The organism is Streptomyces sp. NPDC093094 (assembly GCF_044754345.1).
Lineage (GTDB): Bacteria > Actinomycetota > Actinomycetes > Streptomycetales > Streptomycetaceae > Streptomyces.
Genome location: NZ_JBIVOX010000011.1, coordinates 275,319 through 295,540 on the forward strand (window position 1 = coordinate 275,319; position 20,222 = coordinate 295,540).

18 protein-coding genes are annotated in these 20,222 nt (G+C 73.1%); 8 read left to right on the forward strand and 10 right to left on the reverse strand.

Annotation, left to right across the window (positions count from 1 at the left end; all coding sequences use genetic code 11):
* Nucleotides 1–1,377 carry a cysteine desulfurase/sulfurtransferase TusA family protein gene (locus tag ACIQGV_RS24890; protein WP_402497548.1) on the forward strand — a complete coding sequence of 459 codons (1,377 nt, stop codon included), beginning with the start codon at nucleotides 1–3 and terminating at the stop codon, nucleotides 1,375–1,377.
* A gap of 1 nt (nucleotide 1,378) precedes the next feature.
* On the opposite strand, the gene ACIQGV_RS24895 is transcribed toward ACIQGV_RS24890, so the two are convergent.
* Complete coding sequence (locus ACIQGV_RS24895; protein ID WP_402497550.1) at nucleotides 1,379–2,353, reverse strand: carbohydrate kinase family protein; 975 nt, start codon at nucleotides 2,351–2,353, stop codon at nucleotides 1,379–1,381.
* 130 nt (nucleotides 2,354–2,483) lie between these two features.
* Between ACIQGV_RS24895 and ACIQGV_RS24900 the strand changes: the two genes are divergently transcribed.
* Both ACIQGV_RS24900 and ACIQGV_RS24905 read left to right on the forward strand, forming a co-directional pair.
* Nucleotides 2,484–2,693 (forward strand): hypothetical protein, encoded by a 210-nt coding sequence (locus ACIQGV_RS24900; RefSeq protein WP_402497552.1) that lies wholly within the window; start codon nucleotides 2,484–2,486, stop codon nucleotides 2,691–2,693.
* 142 nt (nucleotides 2,694–2,835) lie between these two features.
* Nucleotides 2,836–4,755, forward strand: a complete 1,920-nt coding sequence (locus tag ACIQGV_RS24905; protein WP_402497555.1) for a hypothetical protein — start codon at nucleotides 2,836–2,838, stop codon at nucleotides 4,753–4,755.
* A 76-nt stretch (nucleotides 4,756–4,831) separates the two neighbouring features.
* Here the strand turns inward: ACIQGV_RS24905 and ACIQGV_RS24910 are convergent, their stop codons facing one another.
* Nucleotides 4,832–5,188: a HesB/IscA family protein gene (locus tag ACIQGV_RS24910; RefSeq protein WP_402497558.1), complete on the reverse strand. Its 357-nt coding sequence runs from the start codon at nucleotides 5,186–5,188 to the stop codon at nucleotides 4,832–4,834.
* Nucleotides 5,189–5,476: 288 nt separating this feature from the next.
* Here ACIQGV_RS24910 and nadA point away from each other — a divergent pair, with 288 nt between their 5' ends.
* Nucleotides 5,477–6,661: a quinolinate synthase NadA gene (nadA, locus tag ACIQGV_RS24915; RefSeq protein WP_402497561.1), complete on the forward strand. Its 1,185-nt coding sequence runs from the start codon at nucleotides 5,477–5,479 to the stop codon at nucleotides 6,659–6,661.
* Nucleotides 6,662–6,742: 81 nt separating this feature from the next.
* Here nadA and ACIQGV_RS24920 read toward each other — a convergent pair whose 3' ends face one another.
* From ACIQGV_RS24920 to ACIQGV_RS24940, 5 genes are all read right to left on the reverse strand, one after another.
* Nucleotides 6,743–9,850 carry an efflux RND transporter permease subunit gene (locus tag ACIQGV_RS24920; protein ID WP_402497563.1) on the reverse strand — a complete coding sequence of 1,036 codons (3,108 nt, stop codon included), beginning with the start codon at nucleotides 9,848–9,850 and terminating at the stop codon, nucleotides 6,743–6,745.
* Between the two features lie 154 nt (nucleotides 9,851–10,004).
* Nucleotides 10,005–10,685, reverse strand: a complete 681-nt coding sequence (locus tag ACIQGV_RS24925; RefSeq protein ID WP_402497565.1) for a response regulator — start codon at nucleotides 10,683–10,685, stop codon at nucleotides 10,005–10,007.
* Nucleotides 10,682–11,899: a sensor histidine kinase gene (locus ACIQGV_RS24930; protein ID WP_402497567.1), complete on the reverse strand. Its 1,218-nt coding sequence runs from the start codon at nucleotides 11,897–11,899 to the stop codon at nucleotides 10,682–10,684. Before ACIQGV_RS24930 ends, ACIQGV_RS24925 begins: the two co-directional genes overlap by 4 nt.
* A gap of 814 nt (nucleotides 11,900–12,713) precedes the next feature.
* On the reverse strand, nucleotides 12,714–12,992 hold the full coding sequence (locus ACIQGV_RS24935; protein ID WP_402497569.1) for a hypothetical protein: 279 nt from the start codon (nucleotides 12,990–12,992) through the stop codon (nucleotides 12,714–12,716).
* Nucleotides 12,993–13,026: 34 nt separating this feature from the next.
* Nucleotides 13,027–13,821 carry a PspA/IM30 family protein gene (locus ACIQGV_RS24940; RefSeq protein ID WP_402497571.1) on the reverse strand — a complete coding sequence of 265 codons (795 nt, stop codon included), beginning with the start codon at nucleotides 13,819–13,821 and terminating at the stop codon, nucleotides 13,027–13,029.
* Nucleotides 13,822–14,082: 261 nt separating this feature from the next.
* Here ACIQGV_RS24940 and ACIQGV_RS24945 point away from each other — a divergent pair, with 261 nt between their 5' ends.
* Both ACIQGV_RS24945 and ACIQGV_RS24950 read left to right on the forward strand, forming a co-directional pair.
* On the forward strand, nucleotides 14,083–14,712 hold the full coding sequence (locus tag ACIQGV_RS24945) for a DUF3043 domain-containing protein (protein ID WP_402497573.1): 630 nt from the start codon (nucleotides 14,083–14,085) through the stop codon (nucleotides 14,710–14,712).
* Between the two features lie 83 nt (nucleotides 14,713–14,795).
* Nucleotides 14,796–15,497 (forward strand): class I SAM-dependent methyltransferase, encoded by a 702-nt coding sequence (locus ACIQGV_RS24950; protein ID WP_402497574.1) that lies wholly within the window; start codon nucleotides 14,796–14,798, stop codon nucleotides 15,495–15,497.
* A 76-nt stretch (nucleotides 15,498–15,573) separates the two neighbouring features.
* Here ACIQGV_RS24950 and ACIQGV_RS24955 read toward each other — a convergent pair whose 3' ends face one another.
* Nucleotides 15,574–15,786 (reverse strand): hypothetical protein, encoded by a 213-nt coding sequence (locus ACIQGV_RS24955; RefSeq protein WP_402497576.1) that lies wholly within the window; start codon nucleotides 15,784–15,786, stop codon nucleotides 15,574–15,576.
* A 129-nt stretch (nucleotides 15,787–15,915) separates the two neighbouring features.
* On the opposite strand from ACIQGV_RS24955, the gene ACIQGV_RS24960 reads away from it, so the two are divergent.
* Entirely contained in the window at nucleotides 15,916–17,124 is a 1,209-nt protein-coding gene (locus ACIQGV_RS24960) for a bifunctional adenosylcobinamide kinase/adenosylcobinamide-phosphate guanylyltransferase (RefSeq protein ID WP_402497578.1), read from the forward strand.
* A 55-nt stretch (nucleotides 17,125–17,179) separates the two neighbouring features.
* Here the strand turns inward: ACIQGV_RS24960 and ACIQGV_RS24965 are convergent, their stop codons facing one another.
* The gene (locus tag ACIQGV_RS24965) at nucleotides 17,180–18,022 is read right to left on the reverse strand and encodes a class I SAM-dependent methyltransferase (protein WP_402497580.1); all 843 of its coding nucleotides are present in this window, start codon (nucleotides 18,020–18,022) and stop codon (nucleotides 17,180–17,182) included.
* A 160-nt stretch (nucleotides 18,023–18,182) separates the two neighbouring features.
* On the opposite strand from ACIQGV_RS24965, the gene cobT reads away from it, so the two are divergent.
* The gene (cobT, locus tag ACIQGV_RS24970; protein WP_402497582.1) at nucleotides 18,183–19,262 is read left to right on the forward strand and encodes a nicotinate-nucleotide--dimethylbenzimidazole phosphoribosyltransferase; all 1,080 of its coding nucleotides are present in this window, start codon (nucleotides 18,183–18,185) and stop codon (nucleotides 19,260–19,262) included.
* 166 nt (nucleotides 19,263–19,428) lie between these two features.
* On the opposite strand, the gene ACIQGV_RS24975 is transcribed toward cobT, so the two are convergent.
* Nucleotides 19,429–20,187, reverse strand: coding sequence for a hypothetical protein (locus tag ACIQGV_RS24975; protein WP_402497585.1), 759 nt, complete (start codon nucleotides 20,185–20,187; stop codon nucleotides 19,429–19,431).
* Nucleotides 20,188–20,222: the final 35 nt, after the last annotated feature.

The window sequence follows — 20,222 nt, forward strand, 5'->3', positions numbered from 1 at the left end:
ATGTCCTACTTCGACGCCGCTTCCAGCGCCCCTCTCCATCCCGTCGCCCGTCAGGCCCTGTTGGCCTCTTTGGATGAAGGGTGGGCCGATCCCGCCCGGCTGTACCGGGAGGGGCGGCGCGCGCGCATGCTGCTGGACGCCGCGCGGGAGGCAGCCGCGGAGGCGATCGGGTGCCGGCCCGACGAACTGGCCTTCACCCCCTCGGGGACGCGGGCCCTGCACATGGGTGCGGCAGGGGCGTTGGCCGGGCGGCGGCGCGTCGGACGCCACCTGATCGTGTCATCGGTCGAACATTCCGCCGTGCTCCATTCGGCAGAGACGCACGAGCGGGAGGGCGGCACGGTCACCCATGTGGGTGTCGGCCGATCGGGGCGGGTGACCCCGTCGGCCTACGCCGCCGCGCTCCGGGAGGACACCGCGCTGGCGTGTCTTCAGTCCGCCAACCACGAGGTGGGGACCGTGCAGCCGGTCGCGGAGGTGGCCGAGGTCTGCCGGGCGGCGGGGGTGCCGCTGCTGGTGGACGCCGCGCAGTCGCTGGGGTGGGGGCCGGTGGAGGGCGACTGGTCCCTGTTGGCGGGGAGCGCCCACAAATGGGGCGGTCCGTCCGGTGTGGGGCTGCTCGTGGTGCGCAAGGGCGTGCGGTTCGCGCCCCAAGGGCCGGTGGACGAGAGGGAGTCGGGGCGGTCCGCCGGTTTCGAGAACATCCCCGCGATCGTGGCGGCCGTCGCGTCCCTGCGGGCGGTGCGGGCCGAGGCGGCTCAGGAGGCCGTGCGGCTGCGGGAGCTGACGGACCGGATCCGGGCCCGGGTGCCGCGGCTCGTGCCGGACGTGGAGGTGGTCGGCGACCCGGCCGGCCGGCTGCCCGGGATCGTCACCTTCTCCTGCCTCTACGTCGACGGCGAGGCCCTGCTGCACGAGCTGGACCGGGCCGGTTTCTCGGTCTCGTCCGGGTCGTCCTGCACGAGCAGCACCCTGACACCGAGCCATGTGCTGAAGGCGATGGGGGTGCTGACGGAGGGCAACGTGCGGGTCTCCCTGCCGATGGGCGCGGTGTCCGAGGACGTCGAGGGATTCCTGGACGTCCTGCCGGAGGCGGTGGCCGCGGTGCGGGAGAAGCTCGGGGCGCAGACGCCTGTGGCGGTCCTGCGCGAGGACGAACTGGTCGTCGACGCCCTGGGCAAGCGCTGCCCGATCCCGGTCATCGAACTGGCCAAGGTGATCGGGGACGTTCCCGTGGGCGGCCGGGTGCGCGTCCTGTCCGACGACGCGGCGGCCCGGCTGGACATCCCGGCGTGGTGCGAGATGCGGGAGCAGGAGTACCTGGGCGAGGAGCCGGCGGACGGGGGAACCGCGTACCTGGTCCGCCGGCTCTCCTGAGTCAGCCCAGGTGGGCCTTGACCTCGTCGGCCGCCTCATGGCCGTACGCCTTGGTGAACCGGTCCATGAAGTGGGCCCGCCGCAGCTGGTACTCCTGGGTGCCCACCGTCTCGATGACGAGGGTCGCCAGCATGCAGCCCACCTGCGCGGCACGCTCCAGCGAGACGCCCCAGGCCAGGCCCGACAGGAAGCCGGCGCGGAAGGCGTCGCCGACACCCGTCGGGTCCGCCTTGCGCTCCTCCTCCGCGCAGCCGACCTCGATCGGGTCCTCGCCGGCCCGCTCGATGCGGACGCCGCGGGCGCCGAGCGTGGTGACGCGGTGGCCGACCTTGCCGAGGATCTCCTGGTCGGTCCAGCCGGTCTTGGACTCGATGAGGCCCTTCTCGTACTCGTTGGAGAAGAGGTAGGTCGCGCCGTCGAGCAGTATCCGGATCTCGTCGCCGTCCATACGGGCGATCTGCTGGGAGAAGTCCGCGGCGAAGGGGATGGACCGGGAGCGGCACTCCTCGGTGTGACGGAGCATCGCCTCGGGGTCGTCGGCGCCGATGGAGACGAGGTCGAGGCCGCCCACGCGGTCTGCGACGGTCTTCAGCTCGATCAGCCGGGCCTCGCTCATGGCGCCGGTGTAGAAGGAGCCGATCTGGTTGTGGTCGGCGTCCGTGGTGCACACGAAGCGGGCGGTGTGCAGGGTCTCGGAGATACGGACCGAGTCGGTGTCGACGCCGTGCCGGTCCAGCCAGGCCCGGTAGTCGTCGAAGTCGAAGCCGGCCGCGCCGACGAGGATCGGTTCCGTGCCGAGCTGGCCCATGCCGAACGCGATGTTCGCGCCGACACCGCCCCTCCGTACGTCGAGGTTGTCGACCAGGAAGGAGAGGGAGACCGTGTGCAGCTGGTCCGCGACGAACTGTTCGGCGAACCGGCCGGGGAAGGTCATGAGGTGATCGGTGGCGATGGAGCCGGTGACTGCGATGCGCACGGCGTAGGACTCCTGAGTGGAGGGGTAATGACAGTCCACGCTACCCGTTGGGCGGGGTTGGCTTGAAGCAGCCGAAACTACCCGATAGTAGATCTTTCTTCGTGAGTGGCATCGTGCATACGGTGCGTCTATGACGAACCTCAAGGCTTCCGTCCCCGCCCCGGCCGATCTGGAGGGCGATCTGGCGTCGCTGCGCGGCGACTGCGCCCGGATGGCCCCCCACTGGGCGGCCCCCGACCGGATCGACTCCCGCCCGGTCTCCCCCTCCAGCATTCACGGAGTACAGGTGCCGCCGGCCTCGGCGCGGCTGCTGGACGCCATGTCGGACTACGGCGACTGAGCCCCGCTCCCCTCCGTCCGGCTCACCCCTCGGGGTGAGCCGGCGCGTCCGAGGGAACCGTGCGCTCCCCCGCTGCGTCTCATCGCCGTCCCCCGAGGTGGGGATGCGGGATACGACCCTCCACAGCAGCAGGAGCGATGCGGTGAACACCGAGCGATCCGACAACCCCGATCGCGACGAGCCCGAGCGCGAGCGCGACGACGACGTCGTCGCGGGTGCGGCCGACGCCGACGCCGAGAACACGGGTGCCGCCGACGGCGCCGATGCCGGTACGGATGCGGATGCCGGTACGGATGCGGATGCCGGTACCGGTACGGATGCGGATGCGGATGCCGGTACCGATGCCGATGCCGGTACCGATGCCGGTACCGATGCCGATGCCGGTACCGATGCCGATGCCGGTACCGATGCCGATGCCGGTATCGGTACCGCTACGGATGCCGGTACCGATGCCGGTACCGATGCCGGTACCGATGCCGTCGGCAGCGTGGGTGCCGGCGGCGGTGCCGATGCCGCCGGCAGCGCAGGCGAGAGCGTGGGCGCGGTCGCCGGTGCCTCCGAGCGGGCCGGTGCCCCGGCCGACGAGGAGCGGCCGGGGCGGCGCCGGCCGTCCCTCGCCGTCGCCTCCGTCGCCGCCGCCGTGCTGCTGGTCGCGGGCGGCGGCGCCTACCTCGCCGCCGCGGCGGCCGGCGGCTCGGACGGCGGCACGTCCTCCGGCGTGCCCGGCGACGACTCCACTCCCCCGCCGCTGACGCTGGACGGCCCCTCCGAGGGCGCCGGGATCGCCCCGGGCGAGCCCGACCCGAACGGTGTCGTCTACAAGGCTTCGGGCACGCTGCCCGACGGCCCGGACTCGGCGCCCGTCCACCGGGCGGAGGGCGAGGTCACCCGGGCCGAGGTGACGAGGCTGGCGGCGGCGCTGGGCATGGAGGGGACGCCGGTGCTCCAGGGACAGTCCTGGCACGTCGGCGCGAAGGACGGCTTCGGCCCGAGCCTCCAGGTGACCCGGCAGGCGCCCGGCACCTGGACCTTCCACCGGTACGCGCCCGGCACGGACAACTGCAAGGACACCCGCGAGTGCCCCCACCGCGGCCCCATGGCCCCGGCCGCCGACGCGGTGAGCGAGGAGGCGGCGAAGAAGGCCGCGGCGCCGGTGCTGAAGGCGGTCGGCCAGGACGACGCGAAGATCGACGCGAGCCAGGTCATGGGCGCTCAGCGGGTGGTGAACGCCGACCCGGTGATCGGCGGGCTGCCGACCTACGGCTGGGCGACCGGCATCGCGGTGGGCGCGGACGGCGAGGTCGTCGGCGGCAACGGCCTGCTCAAGGAACCGGTGAAGGGCGACACCTATCCCGTGCTGGGCGCGCGCGAGACGCTGGACCGGATGAACGCGGACACGGTCGGCCGCGGTTCGGGGGTCGGCGGGTGCGCGAGCCCGGTGCCGCTGGAGGGCGACGAGGGCTCAGGACAGGTGGCGCCGTGCGAGCCGGAGCCGGCCCAGAGGCAGACCGTCCAGGTGCGCGAGGCGGTCTTCGGGCTGGCCTCCCACCAGGTGGACGGGCGGCAGGCACTGGTGCCCTCGTGGCTGTTCGAGGTGCGGACGCCGGGTGCGCAGGACACCTTCACGGTGACGAGTCCGGCGGTCGCACCGCAGTATCTGGCCACGCCCACGGCGGCCGTCCCGCCGCCCGGGGAGCCGACCGCGCCGCCGAGCCCGCGGCCGACCGGGCCGGGCCCGGACGAACCGACCTCCGCGCCGAGCACGCGCGACGTCCAGGTCGAGGCGTACGCCGCCGAGGGCCGGGAGCTGACCGTGCGGTTCACGGGCGGGGTGTGCGCGGACTACGAGGTGAAGGCCGCCGAGAGCGCTGACCGGGTGACGGTGACGGTGACCGAGAAGCCCTGGCCCGACAAGGTCTGCATCCTCATCGCCAAGGTCTTCCACCGGACGGTGCAGCTGGACGAGCCGCTCGGCGGCCGCCCGGTGACCGGCTCGGACGGCCGGGCCGTACCGCTGGAGAAGGCGGGCGCCCGGCTGCCGGAGGCGTCCACGGCGCGCTAGCGGACACGAGGACGGCGGCGGCCCCGATCCGATCGGGGCCGCCGCCGTCCTCGTGTCGCCTCGCTGGGCTGCGGCTCTAGTTGAAGGAGTCGCCGCAGGCGCAGGAGCCGGTCGCGTTCGGGTTGTCGATCGTGAAGCCCTGCTTCTCGATCGTGTCCACGAAGTCGACCGTGGCGCCGCCCAGGTACGGGGCGCTCATGCGGTCCGTGACGACCTTCACACCGCCGAAGTCCTTCACGACGTCGCCGTCGAGCGAACGCTCGTCGAAGAAGAGCTGGTAGCGCAGGCCGGAGCAGCCGCCGGGCTGGACGGCGACGCGCAGGGCGAGGTCGTCACGGCCTTCCTGGTCGAGCAGGGTCTTGACCTTGGACGCGGCGGCGTCGGTCAGGATGATGCCGTCGGTGACGGTGCTGGTCTCGTCCGATACGGACATCTACATCTCTCCCGGTTTGTACGGAGACTGCTTGCCGACGGTTGCAACCGGCGGGGCCTCGGATTCATTCCGGGCCGGTCCTCCTTTTCATGCTCGCACACGCCGCCGCGGGCGGAAAACGACGCATGGGGATTCACGTCACATCGACACAATGGCCATCGTCAAACTGACGTGAAGCGGTTATGATAGATAACGTCATTTCGACGAAAAGGTCGAAGAGTTTGTCCCGCATGTCCCGCCGGTCCGGCCTGCACGGCCCGGCGAGCCGCAGAACAGAAGGTGCGTGTCGTGACCACCGCCCAGTCCCAGGAGCTCGACGTACAGCCGACGCCCCTCGCCCTGCTCCTGCTCGGCCGCGAGGCCGACCCGCGGAGCGAGCGCGGCGTCGAGTGTCCCGGTGACCTCCCCTCGCCGTCCGACCCGGACCTGGTCGAGCGGGCCCGCGCGGCCAAGGAGAAGCTCGGCGACAAGGTCTTCGTGCTCGGCCACCACTACCAGCGCGACGAGGTCATCCAGTTCGCGGACGTCACAGGAGACTCCTTCAAGCTGGCCCGGGACGCGGCCGCGCGCCCGGAGGCGGAGTACATCGTCTTCTGCGGCGTCCACTTCATGGCCGAGTCGGCGGACATCCTGACCTCCGACGACCAGAAGGTCGTGCTGCCCGACCTCGCGGCCGGCTGCTCCATGGCCGACATGGCCACGGCCGAGCAGGTGGCCGAGTGCTGGGACGTGCTGACCGAGGCCGGCATAGCCGGGCAGGTCGTCCCCGTCTCGTACATGAACTCCTCGGCGGACATCAAGGCGTTCACCGGCAAGCACGGCGGCACCATCTGCACCTCCTCCAACGCCCAGCGGGCCCTGGAGTGGGCCTTCGAGCAGGGCGAGAAGGTGCTGTTCCTGCCCGACCAGCACCTGGGCCGCAACACCGCCGTCCGCGACATGGGCATGTCCCTGGAGGACTGCGTCGTCTACAACCCGCACAAGCCCGGCGGCGGACTGACCGCCGAGGAGCTGCGCGCGGCCAAGATGATCCTGTGGCGCGGCCACTGCTCGGTCCACGGCCGCTTCAGCCTGGACTCCGTCGACGACGTGCGCGAGCGCATCCCCGGCGTGAACGTGCTCGTGCACCCCGAGTGCCGGCACGAGGTCGTCGCCGCGGCGGACTACGTCGGCTCGACCGAGTACATCATCAAGGCCCTGGAGGCCGCCCCGGCCGGCTCCAAGTGGGCCATCGGCACGGAGCTGAACCTGGTCCGCCGTCTGGCGAACCGGTTCGCCCCCGAGGGCAAGGAGATCGTCTTCCTCGACAAGACGGTCTGCTTCTGCTCGACCATGAACCGCATCGACCTCCCCCACCTGGTCTGGACCCTGGAGTCCCTCGCCGAGGGCAACCTGGTCAACCGCATCGAGGTCGACAAGGAGACCGAGGCGTTCGCCAAGCTGGCCCTGGAGCGCATGCTCGCGCTGCCGTGACCGGCGGCTCCCGCCCCGCGGACGACAGCGGCCGGGCCGCGCACCTCGAAGGTGCGCGGCCCGGCCGTCCGTCTTCTCCGCTCAGACGCCCGCGGGCTCGGGCTGGGCCGGCACCTCGGCCTTCCTCTCCCGCTTCGCCGCCCGCTTCTTCGCACGGCGCTCCTTGCGGAGCTCCAGCATCGCGTAGAGCGTCGGGACGAGGAGCAGGGTCAGCAGGGTCGAGGAGATCAGACCGCCGATGACGACGACCGCGAGGGGCTGCGCGATGAAGCCGCCCTCCCCGGTGACGCCCAGGGCCATCGGCAGCAGGGCGAAGACGGTCGCCAGGGCGGTCATCAGGATCGGGCGCAGCCGGTGGCGGCCGCCCTCGATCACGGCTTCCACCACACCGTGGCCCTGCCTGCGGTACTGGTTGATCAGGTCGATCAGCACGATCGCGTTGGTGACCACGATGCCGATCAGCATCAGCATGCCGATCATCGCGGGAACGCCCATCGGGGTGCCGGTGACCACCAGCAGGCCGATCGCGCCGGTCGCGGCGAACGGGACGGACACCAGCAGGATCAGCGGCTGGACGAGCGAGCGGAAGGTCGCCACCAGCAGCATGAAGACGATCGCGATCGCGGCGAGCATCGCCAGGCCCAGGTTGGCGAACGCCTCGTCCTGGTCCTGGGAGACACCGCCGATCTCGGCCGTGGCGCCCGCCGGGAGCTTCAGCCCGTCGATCGCGGTCTGGAGGTCGGCGCCGACGGCACCGGTGTTGTCACCGGTCGGGCGGGCCGTGACGGTGGCAGCGCGCTGACCGTCGATCCGGGTCATGGAGACCGGCCCGTCGACCAGCTCCACCGTCGCGATGTCACCGAGCTTCACCGCGCCCAGCGGGAGCGCCCGCAGCTCGGCGAGGGTCTCGGCCGGCTTCGCCGAGCGGATCACGATGTCGCGCTCGGTGTCGTCCAGCGTGGCCCGGGCGGCGGTGGTGCCGCGCACCGCCTGGGTGACGGCGAGGCCCAGCGTCTGGTCGGTGAACCCGGCCGCGGCGGCCTTGTCGCCGGCCTTCACGGAGATGCGCGGGACGCTCTGGGCGAGGTCGCTGGTGACGTCGGTGACGTCGTCGAGCTTCGCGACGGTGGCGCGGACCTGTTCGGCGGCGTCGCGCAGGGCGCCGGCGTCGGCGGCCTTCACGACCACGCTGAGGTCCTGGCTGCCGAAGCCGTCACCGGCCGCGACGGTGGTGGTGCCGATGCCGGAGAGCTTCTTCAGACCGGCCTCGATGCGGTCGGTGACGTCCTCGGAGGAGGCGGACTCCTCCAGCATCACGTTGTACTGCGCCTGGTTGGTGTCCGTGCCGCCGCCGAAGGCCGCCATGAACCCGGACGAGCCGACGGTGACCTGGTAGTCCTTGACGCCCTCGGTGCCGGCGAGCAGCTGCTCGACCTTCTTCGCCTGGACGTCGGTCGCGGCGAGGCTGGTGCCGGGCGCCAGCTCCTGGCGGACGGTGAGCACCTCCTGCTCGCCCTGGTCGAAGAAGTTCGTCTTCAGCAGGGGCGCCATGCCGAAGGTGCCGAACAGGACCACGATCGCGAGGGCCACGCTGGTGAGCCGGCGGCGGGTGGCGAACCGCAGGACGGGGACGTAGAGCCGCTGGAGACGGCTGTTCGCCTCCTTCTCCTCGGCCTTGCGGCGGGCCTCCCCGGCGTCCTCGGGCGTGCCCTTCGGGGCGCGCAGGAACCAGTACGACAGCACCGGCACGACCGTCAGCGACACCAGCAGGGACGCCAGCAGCGCCGCCGTCACGGTGAGGCTGAAGGAGCCGAACAGTTCACCGACCATGCCGCCCACCAGGCCGATGGGCAGGAACACGGCGACCGTGGTGAGGGTGGAGGAGGTGACGGCGCCCGAGACCTCGCGGACGGCGGTCAGGATGGCGGCCTCGCGCTCCTCGCCGTAGCCGAGGTGCCGCTTGATGTTCTCCAGGACGACGATCGAGTCGTCCACGACCCGGCCGATGGCGATGGTGAGCGCGCCCAGCGTGAGCATGTTCAGCGACAGGTCGCGCGTCCACAGCACGATCAGGGCGAGGATCACCGACAGCGGGATGCTGACCGCGGTGACCAGCGTCGAGCGGACGGACGCGAGGAACACCAGGATGATCAGCACGGCGAAGAGCAGACCGAGGGCGCCCTCGGTGGTCAGGCCCTCGATGGACTTCTTCACCGCCGGTCCCTGGTCGCTGACGACCGTGACGGTCGCGCCGGAGCCGAGGTCCTCACGCATCTGCGGCAGCTTGTCCTTCACCGCGTCGGAGATGGCGACCGCGCTGCCGTCGTGGTCCATGGTGACCATCACGGCGAGGCTGGGCCGGCCGTCGGTGCGGGTGAGGGCGTCGGCGCGGGCCTGCTCCTGCTTCACGGCCGCCACGTCGCCGAGGCGCACCGGCCTGCCGCCGCGCTCGCCGGTGATCCTCAGGTCCTCGATCTGCTGCAGCGAGGTGAAGCCGCCGCCGACCTGGACGGTGCGGTTGGCGCCGTCCTCGTCGAAGGAACCGGCCGGGACGGTGGCGCCGCCCGCCTGGAGGGCCTGGGCCAGGGACTGGGTGGTGAGGCCGGCGCGGGCGAGCTTGCGGTCGTCGGGCGTGACGGTGACCTGGAGGTCGCGCACGCCGTCGACGGTGACCTGGCCGACACCGTCGATGTCCTTCAGGTCCGCCACGACCGTGGTGTCGAGCTGGTCGGCGAGGGCCTGCTGGTCCTTGCCGGAGGTGACGGCCAGGACGACGGTGGGCATGTCGTCCGTGGAACCGGCCACGACCTGCGGGTCGACGGAGTCCGGGAGCTGGACGCGGGCCCGGTTGACGGCCTGCTGGACGTCGGCGACGAGCTGCTCGGTGTCGTTGCCGTAGTCGAAGGACGCCATGATCACGGCGTTGCCCTCGCTCGCGGTGGAGGTGACGCCCGTGATGCCGTCGACGGCCTCCAGGTTGTCCTCGATGGGCTCGACGACCTGCTTCTCGACCACATCGGGGGACGCGCCCTGGTACGGCGCGATCACCGAGACCATGGGCAGTTCGATGGTGGGCAGCAGCTGCTGCTTGAGCTGGGGTATGGCGATCGCCCCGAAGGCGAGCGCAATGATCGACATCAGCCCGATCAGGGCCCTCTGGGCGAGGCTGAACCTGGACAGCCAGGACATGGGTCGGGGTCTCTTTCGGTGGCCGGAGCGGGGGGAGCGGCGCATGCGAGCGCCCACCCCACCACCCTGGGCCATCCGCGGGCCGTGGCCCGTAGCCCCCAGGTCCATTTCCTTATCCCGCGCATACTGCGGGTGGAGTAGTGACCTTCTGAGGTCAGTCCACCCTCGGACGTACCAGTCCGGTCTCGTACGCGATCACCACCAGCTGGGCGCGGTCGCGTGCGCCCAGTTTGGCCATGGCCCGGTTGACGTGCGTCTTCACGGTCAGCGGGCTGACGGAGAGGCGCTCGGCGATCTCGTCGTTGGAGTGTCCGCCCGCGACCTGCACCAGCACCTCGCGCTCGCGCACGGTGAGCGCGTCCAGCCGCTCGGAGCGAGCCGGGTCGGTGTCGTCGCCGTCGTCGCCCCGGGCGAGGAAGCGGGCGATCAGTCCTTTGGTGGCCGCCGGGGACAGCAGGGCCTCGCCGCCCGCCGCGACCCGGATCGCGTTCAGCAGCTCCTCCGGTTCGGAGCCCTTGCCGAGGAAGCCGGAGGCGCCGGCGCGCAGCGACTGCACGACGTAGTCGTCGACCTCGAAGGTCGTCAGGATCACCACGCGTACCCGGGCGAGGTCCGGGTCGGCGCTGATCATGCGGGTGGCGGCGAGGCCGTCGGTGCCGGGCATGCGGATGTCCATCAGGACGACGTCGGCCCGCTGTTCCCCGGCGAGGCGTACCGCCTCGGCGCCGTCGGACGCCTCTCCCACGACCTCCATGTCGGGCTCGGAGTCGACGAGCACCCTGAAGGCGCTGCGCAGCAGGGCCTGGTCGTCGGCGAGCAGGACACGGATCGTCATACGGAGTCCTCTGCTGGGCTGGTACGGGTCCTGGCGGGCAGGATCGCATGCACCCGGAAACCGCCTCCGTAGCGGGGGCCGGTGGTCAGGGTGCCGCGTACGGCGGTGACGCGTTCGCGCATGCCGAGCAGGCCGTGTCCGCCCCCGTCGGCGGGGGCGGCGTCGCCGGGGCCGTCGTCGAGGACGCTGATCTCTATGCTCGGCCCGACCCGGACGACGCTGACCTCGGCCCTGGCCCGCTGTCCGGCGTGCTTCTGCACATTGGTGAGGGCTTCCTGGATGACGCGGTAGGCGGCGAGGTCGATCGCGGCGGGCAGGCTGACGCCCTGGTCGGTGCGGGCGACCTCCACATGGAGGCCGGCTGCGCGGAAGGTGCCGACCAGTTCGTCGAGCCGGTCGAGGCCGGGGGCGGGTTCGGTGGGGGCCTCGGGGTCGCCGGACTGGCGCAGCAGGCCGACGGTGGCGCGCAGTTCGTTGAGCGCGGACCGGCTGGCCTCGCGGACGTGCGCGAGGGCCTCCTTGGCCTGGTCGGGACGCTTGTCCATGACGTGGGCGGCGACGCCGGCCTGCACATTGACCAGGGCGATGTGGTGGGCGACCACGTCGTGCAGGTCGCGGGCGATGCGCAGCCGCTCCTCGGCGACGCGGCGCCGGGCCTCCTCCTCGCGGGTGCGTTCCGCCCTCTCGGCGCGCTCCCTGATGGCCTGCACGAAGGCGCGGCGGCTGCGGACAGCGTCGCCGCCGGCCGCGGCCATGCCGGTCCAGGCGAAGATGCCGAGGTTCTCCTGGGCGTACCAGGGCAGGGGCCCGGCGAGCATGGCGGCGCCGGTCAGCACGGTCATGGTGAGCACGCCGACCCGCCAGGTGGTGTGCCGGTCGGTGGTGGCGGCGACGGTGTACAGCGCGATGACCGCGGCCATGGCGACGGGGGCGCGCGGGTCGCCTGTGACGCACTCCACGAGCGAGAAGCCGCCGGTGACGGCGAGGACGGTCCTGGGGGTGCGGCGGCGGAACACGAGCGCGGCCGCGCCGAACGCCATCAGGACCAGGCTGAGGGGGTCGGGGGTGCGCAGGCCCCAGGTGACGCCGTTCTCGCCGCGGGGGTCGACGAAGGAGCCGGCCACCATGCAGACGAGGACGCCGGCCGCCAGGGCCGCGTCCAGCGCCATGGGATGCGCCTTCATGCGGGCGCGGGCACGGTCGATGGGGCTCACGGGTGATTACGGTAACCGGGGCGCACCCCGGCCTGTGACCGCCCGCCCCCGACCTGGGGGCGCACCGGGGGGCGCACGACGGACCGGAAGCGGAGCGCACGACGCGGCCCGCCGGGGCGGCGGGAGCCCGACGGCGCGGACCGCGGGCCGCGGTGAGCCACCCGCCCGGCCGCACACCGGTCCCCGAGGGGGAACGGACCTCCCGCGCACCGGGCCCCGGGGACACGAGGGGCGAGCCCCGGCCGGGAGACAGGAGACAGGAGGCCGGAGGGCGCCGGGGAGCGGGCCACCGGCCGGGAGCGGAGGGCGGACGGGGACGCCGGGGAGCGTGCGCTGCGGAAGGCGCAGCCTGCCGGGACACGGGGCTCGGAGACGCGAGAGGAAGGGCCCACCGGCCGGGAACGGGGCAGCAAGGAAGCGGGCGGCCGTCCGCAGAACGCGGCGGGGCACCTGACCGGCCGGGAAACAGGTGCCGCGGAAGGCCCGGCCCGCCGGGACACGGGGCTCGGAGACGCGAGAGGAAGGGCCCACCGGCCGGGAACGGGGCAGCAAGGAAGCGGGCGGCCGTCCGCAGAACGCGGCGGGGCACCTGACCGGCCGGGAAACAGGTGCCGCAAAAGGCCCGGCCCGCCGGGACACGGGGCTCGGAGACGCGAGAGGAAGGGCCCACCGGCCGGGAACGGAGGGCCGGAGGGCGGACGGGGGCGCCGGGGGGTGTGGCCCGGTCGTGGGGGCGCGGGAGGGGTGCGGGCCGGCTTCGGTCCGGTGACAGGTCTTCGGCCCCGTGGTGGGTCTTCGGCCTTCGGCCCCGTGGTCAGCCGGGGATCAGGCCGTCGTCGCCGAGCATGTCCCGGACCTCGTCCAGCGTCGCGTCCGGTGACGGGAGAATGAGGTCCGAGGGGTCGAGGGAGTCGTCGGGGAGCGGGGCGCCCAGACCGCGGACGGCGTCCAGGAGGGCGCCCAGAGTGCGGCGGAAGCCCTGCTCGTCGCCGCCCTCCAGCTCCGACAGGAGGGCGTCGTCCAGCTTGTTCAGGTCGGTGAGGTGGCTGTCGTCCAGCCTCACCTGCCCCTCCCCCATGATCCGTACGATCATGTCGCCTCCCTCGGCGTGGGCCCCTGCCGTCCGGCTACTGCTTGTCGAGGCGCGGGGTGTCCTGCGGCTGCTGCTGGGACTGCTGCCGGCCCGGTCCGCCCTCGATGGCCTGCCGGTCGGACGAGCCTCCGGCCAGCTCGGCCTTCATGCGCTGGAGTTCCAGCTCCACATCCGTACCACCCGAGAGCCGGTCCAGCTCGGCCTGGATGTCGTCCTTGGCGATCCCGGTGGGGTCGTCGAGGGCGCCGGAGGCCAGCAGCTCGTCGATCGCTCCGGCGCGGGCCTGGAGCTGTGCGGTCTTGTCCTCGGCGCGCTGGATGGCCAGGCCGACGTCGCCCATCTCCTCGGAGATGCCGGTGAACGCCTCGCCGATCCGGGTCTGCGCCTGGGCCGCGGTGTACGTCGCCTTGATCGTCTCCTTCTTGGTGCGGAAGGCGTCGACCTTGGCCTGGAGCCGCTGCGCCGCCAGGGTGAGCTTCTCCTCCTCGCCCTGGAGGGTGGCGTGCTGGGTCTCCAGGTCGGTGACCTGCTGCTGGAGGGCGGCCCGGCGGGACAGCGCCTCACGGGCCAGGTCCTCACGGCCCAGCGCCAGCGCCTTGCGGCCCTGGTCCTCCAGCTTGGAGGACTGCTGCTGCAGCTGGTTGAGCTGGAGCTCCAGACGCTTGCGCGAGGTGGCCACGTCGGCGACACCGCGGCGCACCTTCTGGAGCAGCTCCAGCTGCTTCTGGTACGAGTAGTCGAGGGTCTCGCGCGGGTCCTCGGCCCGGTCCAGGGCCTTGTTCGCCTTCGCGCGGAAGATCATCCCCATCCGCTTCATGACACCGCTCATGGGCTTCGCGCGCCCCCTTCTGACGAACCGGCTCCAGCTCTGCGACAGAACCCACAGTACGGGCCCTGCTTCCATTGACGCACTGTTCCGGGACGGATGCGCTCATCCCCGAGGACGACTGCGGACGTCCCGGCTCCGGCGTAGGGAGTAGGTGGTCCCCGAGGGGACCGAGGGATCTCCAGGAAGGTGCGCACAACGTCCCCTCTGTCCCTCTGACAGACGCCCGGTGTTGCCGGATCGTTCCCCACGGGGCTGGGGTCCATGCGCGGCTACCCCGTACCCTTGGGTTTTGTGTTCCGTAGCCGTGCCAAGGAAGAGAAGGCCCCGACCGCCGACAAGGCGCCGGTGACCGACTCCAATCAGCCCCGTGACCCGCAGGCCCCCAAGGGCCGGCCGACGCCCAAGCGCAGTGAGGCCCAGTCCCAGCGCCGCAGCGTGGCCCATACGCCCACGACGCGCAAGGAGGCCGCCAAGCGGCAGCGCGAGGAGCGCCGTGCCGCGCTGGACCGTCAGCGCCAGGCGCTGGCGGGCGGCGACGAGCGCTATCTGCCGGCGCGCGACAAGGGGCCCGTGCGCCGCTTCGCTCGCGACTTCGTCGACTCGCGCTTCAACATCGCCGAGTTCTTCCTGCCGATGGCCGTGCTCATCCTCGTGCTGAGCGTGATCCGGGTGCAGAACATCCAGACGCTGGCGCTGCTGCTGTGGCTCGTCGTCATCGTGCTGATCGTGCTCGACTCGGTCTCCACCGGCTTCCGTCTGCGCAAGCGGCTGGCCGAGCGCTTCCCGGACGAGAACCGGCGCGGCGCGGTGGCCTACGCCCTGATGCGCAGCCTCCAGCTGCGTCGGCTCCGGCTGCCCAAGCCGCAGGTCAAGCGCGGAGAGCGGCCCTGAGCACAACTGCATTCACCGGGGGGGCGGCCGACGCCTGGCTGAACAGGCTGGGCGGGCTGCGGGATGTCGTACGGCAGGAGCTGGTGGCCCGGCAGCTCGACGAGCAGATAGCCGGGCGGTTCCCGGTCGGGCAGCGGCTGCGGGTGCTCGACGTCGGGATGGGCCAGGGCACGCAGGCGCTGCGGCTGGCCCGCATCGGGCACAAGGTCACCGGTGTCGAGCGCGACTCCACCATGATCTCCGTGGCCCGTGAGGCGCTGTCCGCCGAGCCCGAGGGCATCCGGGAGCGGGTGCGGATCGTGCAGGGCGACGGCCGGGACACCGGCGTGCACTTCCTGCCGGGCGCCTTCGACGTGGTGCTGTGCCACGGCGTGCTGATGTACGTGGAGGAGCCGGACCCGCTGCTGGCCGGGCTCGCGCGGGTGCTGGCGCCCGGCGGGCTGCTGTCGCTGCTGGTGCGCAACGCCGACGCGCTGGCCCTGCGGCCGGGGCTGTCCGGCGACTGGGCCGGGACGCTGACCGCCTTCGACACCACCGCCTACCGCAACCGTCTGGGCCTGGACGTACGGGCCGACCGTCTGGAGACGCTCTCCGCGACGCTGGGCGGCATCGGGACGCCGCTGCACGCCTGGTACGGGGTGCGGGTCTTCACCGACACCGCGCCGGACGGGGCGGAGATCCCCGACGACGTCGAGCGGCTGCTGGCGTGCGAGGAGCGGGCGGGGCGCACGGACCCGTACCGCGCGGTCGCGGCGCTGCTGCATCTGTGCGGAGTGCGCGGCTGACCTCCGCGCGGCCCCGGCCGGCTCTTCCGTCCGGGGCCGGTTCAGGGGCGGCCCCGGCGACGGCCGCCCCCTCGGTTCACGCCTCGCCGGCGTGCAGGCTCATCGGGCCGTAGATCGCCGTGGTGTCCTCGAACAGGTGCACCTGGTCGGCGCCGCCCGCGAGCAGGTCCTTCCAGTGCTCGCCGATCCAGGACTCCGCGTCGCCCTGGGTGGTGAACTCCTCGGGCTGCACCGCGGGCTGGACCTCCGTCCCGTCGGTCTTCTCGAACCGCCACGTCCATGTCGCCATGCAAGCCTCCCTGGTGATCCTCGGTTCGGGGACGAGCCTAGGGGGTCGGCCGGGGTTGCAGAAGAAGATCGCGCCCCGCGGGGCGTCCCCGCGTGGGCGTGATCAGTGGTGAGCGGCGAGAATCGGTCCGTGGAACTGACTCTGCTCGGCACCGGCGCCCCTGCCGGACTTCCCCGTCCCGGCTGTCCCTGTGCGGCGTGTGCCGCCGCCCTCGCGACGAACGCGCGTGCCGCGACCGCGCTGCTGGTCGACGGGGCGCTGCTGCTGGACCTGACGCCTGGGGCGGCGTTCGCCGCGGCGCGGGCCGGACGGTCGCTGAGCAGCGTGGCGCAGGTGCTGCTGTCGCATCCGCACGACGGGCCGGCCGTGGAGGTGCCGGCGGGTCTGCCGCAGCCCGTGCGGGTGCCGGACGGGCGAGAGCTGACGCTGCTGACCGGGCATCGGGTGCGGGCGGTGCCGACGGACGCGCCGGGCACGGGGTACGCCGTGACGGGGCCGGAGGGCCTGCGGCTGCTGTATCTGCCGCCGGGCGGGGCACCGGCCGGGCTGGAGGAGGGCACCTGGTCCGGCGAGCCGTACGACATGGTGCTCGCGGACGTGGTGGGGCGGCCGGACGCGCTGGCCCGGCTGCGGGCGGTGGGTGCGGTGGGGCCGACGACCGACGTGGTCGCCGTGCATCTGGACCACGACGTGCCGCCGGGCGCTGAGCTGCACCGGCGGCTGGCCGCGGCGGGCGCGCGGGCGGTGCCGGACGGGACGGCGCTCACGGTGGGGACCTACGAGGACGTGCCCGACGTGCCGCGGCGGACGCTGGTGCTGGGCGGGGCGCGGTCGGGGAAGTCGGTCGAGGCCGAGCGTCGGCTGGAGTCCTTCCCCGACGTGCTGTACGTGGCGACCGGGGGGACACGGGGCGGGGACACCGAGTGGGCGGCACGGGTGACGGCCCACCGGGAGCGGCGGCCGGGGTCGTGGCGCACGACGGAGACCTGCGACCTGGTGCCGCTGCTGAAGGACGACGGGCCGCCGCTGCTGGTCGACTGTCTGTCGCTGTGGCTGACGGACGCGATGGACGCGGTGGGGGCGTGGGACGACGCCGAGTGGGCCGGCGGGGGCGAGCGTGCTCTGCGGGAGCGGGTGACGGAGCTGACGGACGCGGTGCGCGAGGCCCGGCGGGTCGTCGTCGCGGTGTCGAACGAGGTGGGGTCGGGGATCGTGCCGGCCACGGCCTCGGGGCGCCGCTACCGGGACGAACTCGGGCGGCTCAACGCGGCGTTCGCGGGCGAGTGCGAGCAGGTGCTGCTGGTGGTGGCGGGCCAGGCCATGGTGCTGCGGGGCTGACCCCCCTCGGCGGGGGCCGGGCGGAACCGGCGTCCTCACACAGGGCCGGGCGCCCTCACACGGATCTGCGCGCGATCATCCGGTACGCCCGGGTCAGCCGGGAACGGGTGAGCAGGGTGGGGTCCGGGGACGTCACCAGTTCGCAGCCCTCCGCCTCCAGTTCGGTGCGCAGGTTGGACGGGGGCAGCAGGTGCGGGAGACGGGGCAGGGGCAGCCTGCGGGGGTCCGTCGACTCGATCAGGATGTGTCCGCCGGGGCGCAGGGCGGCGAGGGCGGCGCGGAGTTCGCCGCGGGGGTCGCGGGTGCGCTCCAGATGGTGCAGGAGACTCACCACGTCGTAGCGGGCCCGCAGCCGGGCGAGGACGGCCGGGGCGGTGAGGGTGCCGACGTGGGCCTCCTCGACGCGGCCCGCCGCGCGGGCCCGTTCGACGCGGGGTGTGGCGTCCACGCCGTCGAAGGCCGTGTACGGGAAGTAGGCGCGGGCCGTCTCGGGGAAGTCGGCGTGGCCGGTGCCGACGTCCAGCCAGCTCTCGGGTTCGGGGAAGGGGAGCATCGCGCGGGCGGCGAGGCGGTGCCTCAGGCGGGTGACGGCCGCACGGACCCGGTCCACCCGTACGCCGTCCCCTCGTACCGCGTCCCCCCGCACGCCGTCGGGCCGCACGCCGTCCGGTCGTGCGCCGTCCGGTCGTGCGGCTTGCGCGCCCGGGGCCTGCCGGCCCGGAGCGTCCGGGCGCACGGCGGCACGGGTTTCGGGAGCGTGACGCGGGTTCTGGAAGACATGGGCGCAGTCGCGGCACTCGTCGACGGCGAGCGTGCCCGGCTTGGTGCGGGTGCGCAGGCTCGGGGAACCGCACCAGGGGCAGTCGTCACGGCGCGGATCGGTCGGGACGGAGGGCATCGGCGACTCCCAGGGGACGGCCGGGACGGCGGACAGCGACGCACGACAATCCGCCGCAAAAGGAACGTATGGGATCTGGATCTTGGGTGCAACGACGTCACGGGGGTGTGGGGGCCATGTGGCGGCGTCCTGTTCGACCGGTGCCGGTACTGTTCGGCGAATGAGCTCGCTGAATCTCGACGACTTCACCGATCTGATCGAGCGCCCCGACGGAGGGGTGCGCCGCGACGCGGAGGCACGCCGGGAGCGTCGGATCGTGCCGCCCGGATCGCTGGGACGTCTGGACGATCTGGGTGAGTGGCTGGCCGCGGCGCAGGGCGCGGTACCGGTGCGGCCGATCGAGCGGCCGCGGGTGGTGCTGTTCGCCGGCGACCACGGGATCGCCGGGCTCGGTGTGTCCGCGCGGCCCGCGGGCAGCGCCGTGGACCTGGTGCGCGAGGTGCTGGAGGGCGCCCGTCCGGTGTCGGTGCTGGCCCGGCGGCTGGACGTGCCGGTGCGGGTGGTCGACATGGCCCTGGACTGCGACCCGGACACGCTCCCCCGGGACGTCGTGCGGCACCGGGTGCGGCGCGGCAGCGGGCGGATCGACGTCGAGGACGCGCTGACGCAGGAGGAGGCGGAGGCCGCCTTCCGCGCCGGTACGGCGGTGGCCGACGAGGAGGCCGACTCCGGTACGGATCTGGTGGTGCTCGGCGATCTGAGCGTGGGCGGGACCACGGCGGCGGGCGTGCTGGTCGCCGCGCTGTGCGGCACCGACGCCTCGGTGGTGACCGGGCGCGGCGGGACGGCGATCGACGACCTGGCGTGGATGCGCAAGTGCGCGGCGATCCGTGACGCGCTGCGGCGGGCGCGGCCGGTGCTCGGCGAGCAGCTGCAGCTGCTGGCGGCGGTGGGCGGGGCCGATCTGGCCGCGATGACGGGTTTTCTGCTCCAGTCGGCCGTACGGAAGGTGCCGGTCGTGCTGGACGGTGTCGTCGGCGCGGCGTGCGCCCTCGTGGGGCAGCGGATCGCCTTCCGGGCACCCGACTGGTGGCTGGCCGGACAGCTCAGCGGCGAGCCCGCGCAGGCGAAGGCGCTGGACCGGATGGCCCTGGAGCCGCTGCTGGACCAGGGCGTGACGGTGGGTGAGGGCGTGGGGGCGCTGCTCGCGCTGCCGCTGGTGCGGTCCGCGGCGGCGCTGGCGGCGGAGCTGCCGGAGCGGCCCGGGGAGAAGCCGCAGGAGGAGCTGCCCGGGGCCTGACGCGCCGGGAACAGGTGTGCCGCCCCTCCCCGGCCTGTCACGGACCGCGGGGCCCGGAACCCCTTCCGCGCGGGCGGGCCGCCCGGATCCTCGGCCCGGTGCCCGCCGGACCGGCGCCGGCGCCGCCCGCGAGCCGTCGTCGCGGTCCTCCCCGGGGGCGGTGGCGTCAGCGGACGTCGCGGGGCGGCGCCGGGTCGGGTCTGCCGCCGATCCAGTCCTGGAACCGCCGGCCCCGGCTCGCCCAGCGCCGGTCGTGGCGGTAGGCGCGCAGCCCCGCGCGGGCCCGGGCGCGGGGGCGGCGGCCGTAGAAGCGCCTGGCCCACGGGGAGCCGGGGCGGGCCAGACGGATCGCGCCGACGAGGGCGACGACCGGGATGATCACCCCGAAGACGGCCGTGCGGGTCTTGCCCTTGTCGAGGGCGATCAGGGCGATCAGGAAGTTGAGGGCGATCGTCCCGAGCGCTGCACCCCGGTTCTGGACCTGGTCGTCGGTGAGCCCGTCGACCCCCAGCGGCGAGAAGCCGATCAGCATCAGCCCGACCAGCGCGGCGGTGAGCACCACCATCTCCACGCTCTTGCGTCCGGCCTCCGTCCAGTAGACGTCGTCCAGGTGGAGGATCAGCGCGAACTCGTCGAGGACCAGGCCCGCGCCGACGCCGAAGATCACCGCGGCGAGGGACGAGCCGAAGCCGTGGCGGCCCCCGGCGACCGCGGCGAACCCTCCGACGACGGTCAGGACGACACCGGGCACGACGTGATGGATGTGCAGACCGCCCGCCTTGACGTTGCCGAAGGGGCCTTTGCCCGCGCGGATGAGGCGGGTGATGACGCGGGTGACCAGGAACGTCACCACGAAGGCGAGCAGGGCCAGCAGCAGGGGCAGCTTGCCGGGTTCGATGATGTTGCGGTGGAACCAGTCGCCCATGTCCGCAGTGTGCGCCGGTACGGACGCGGCCGCCT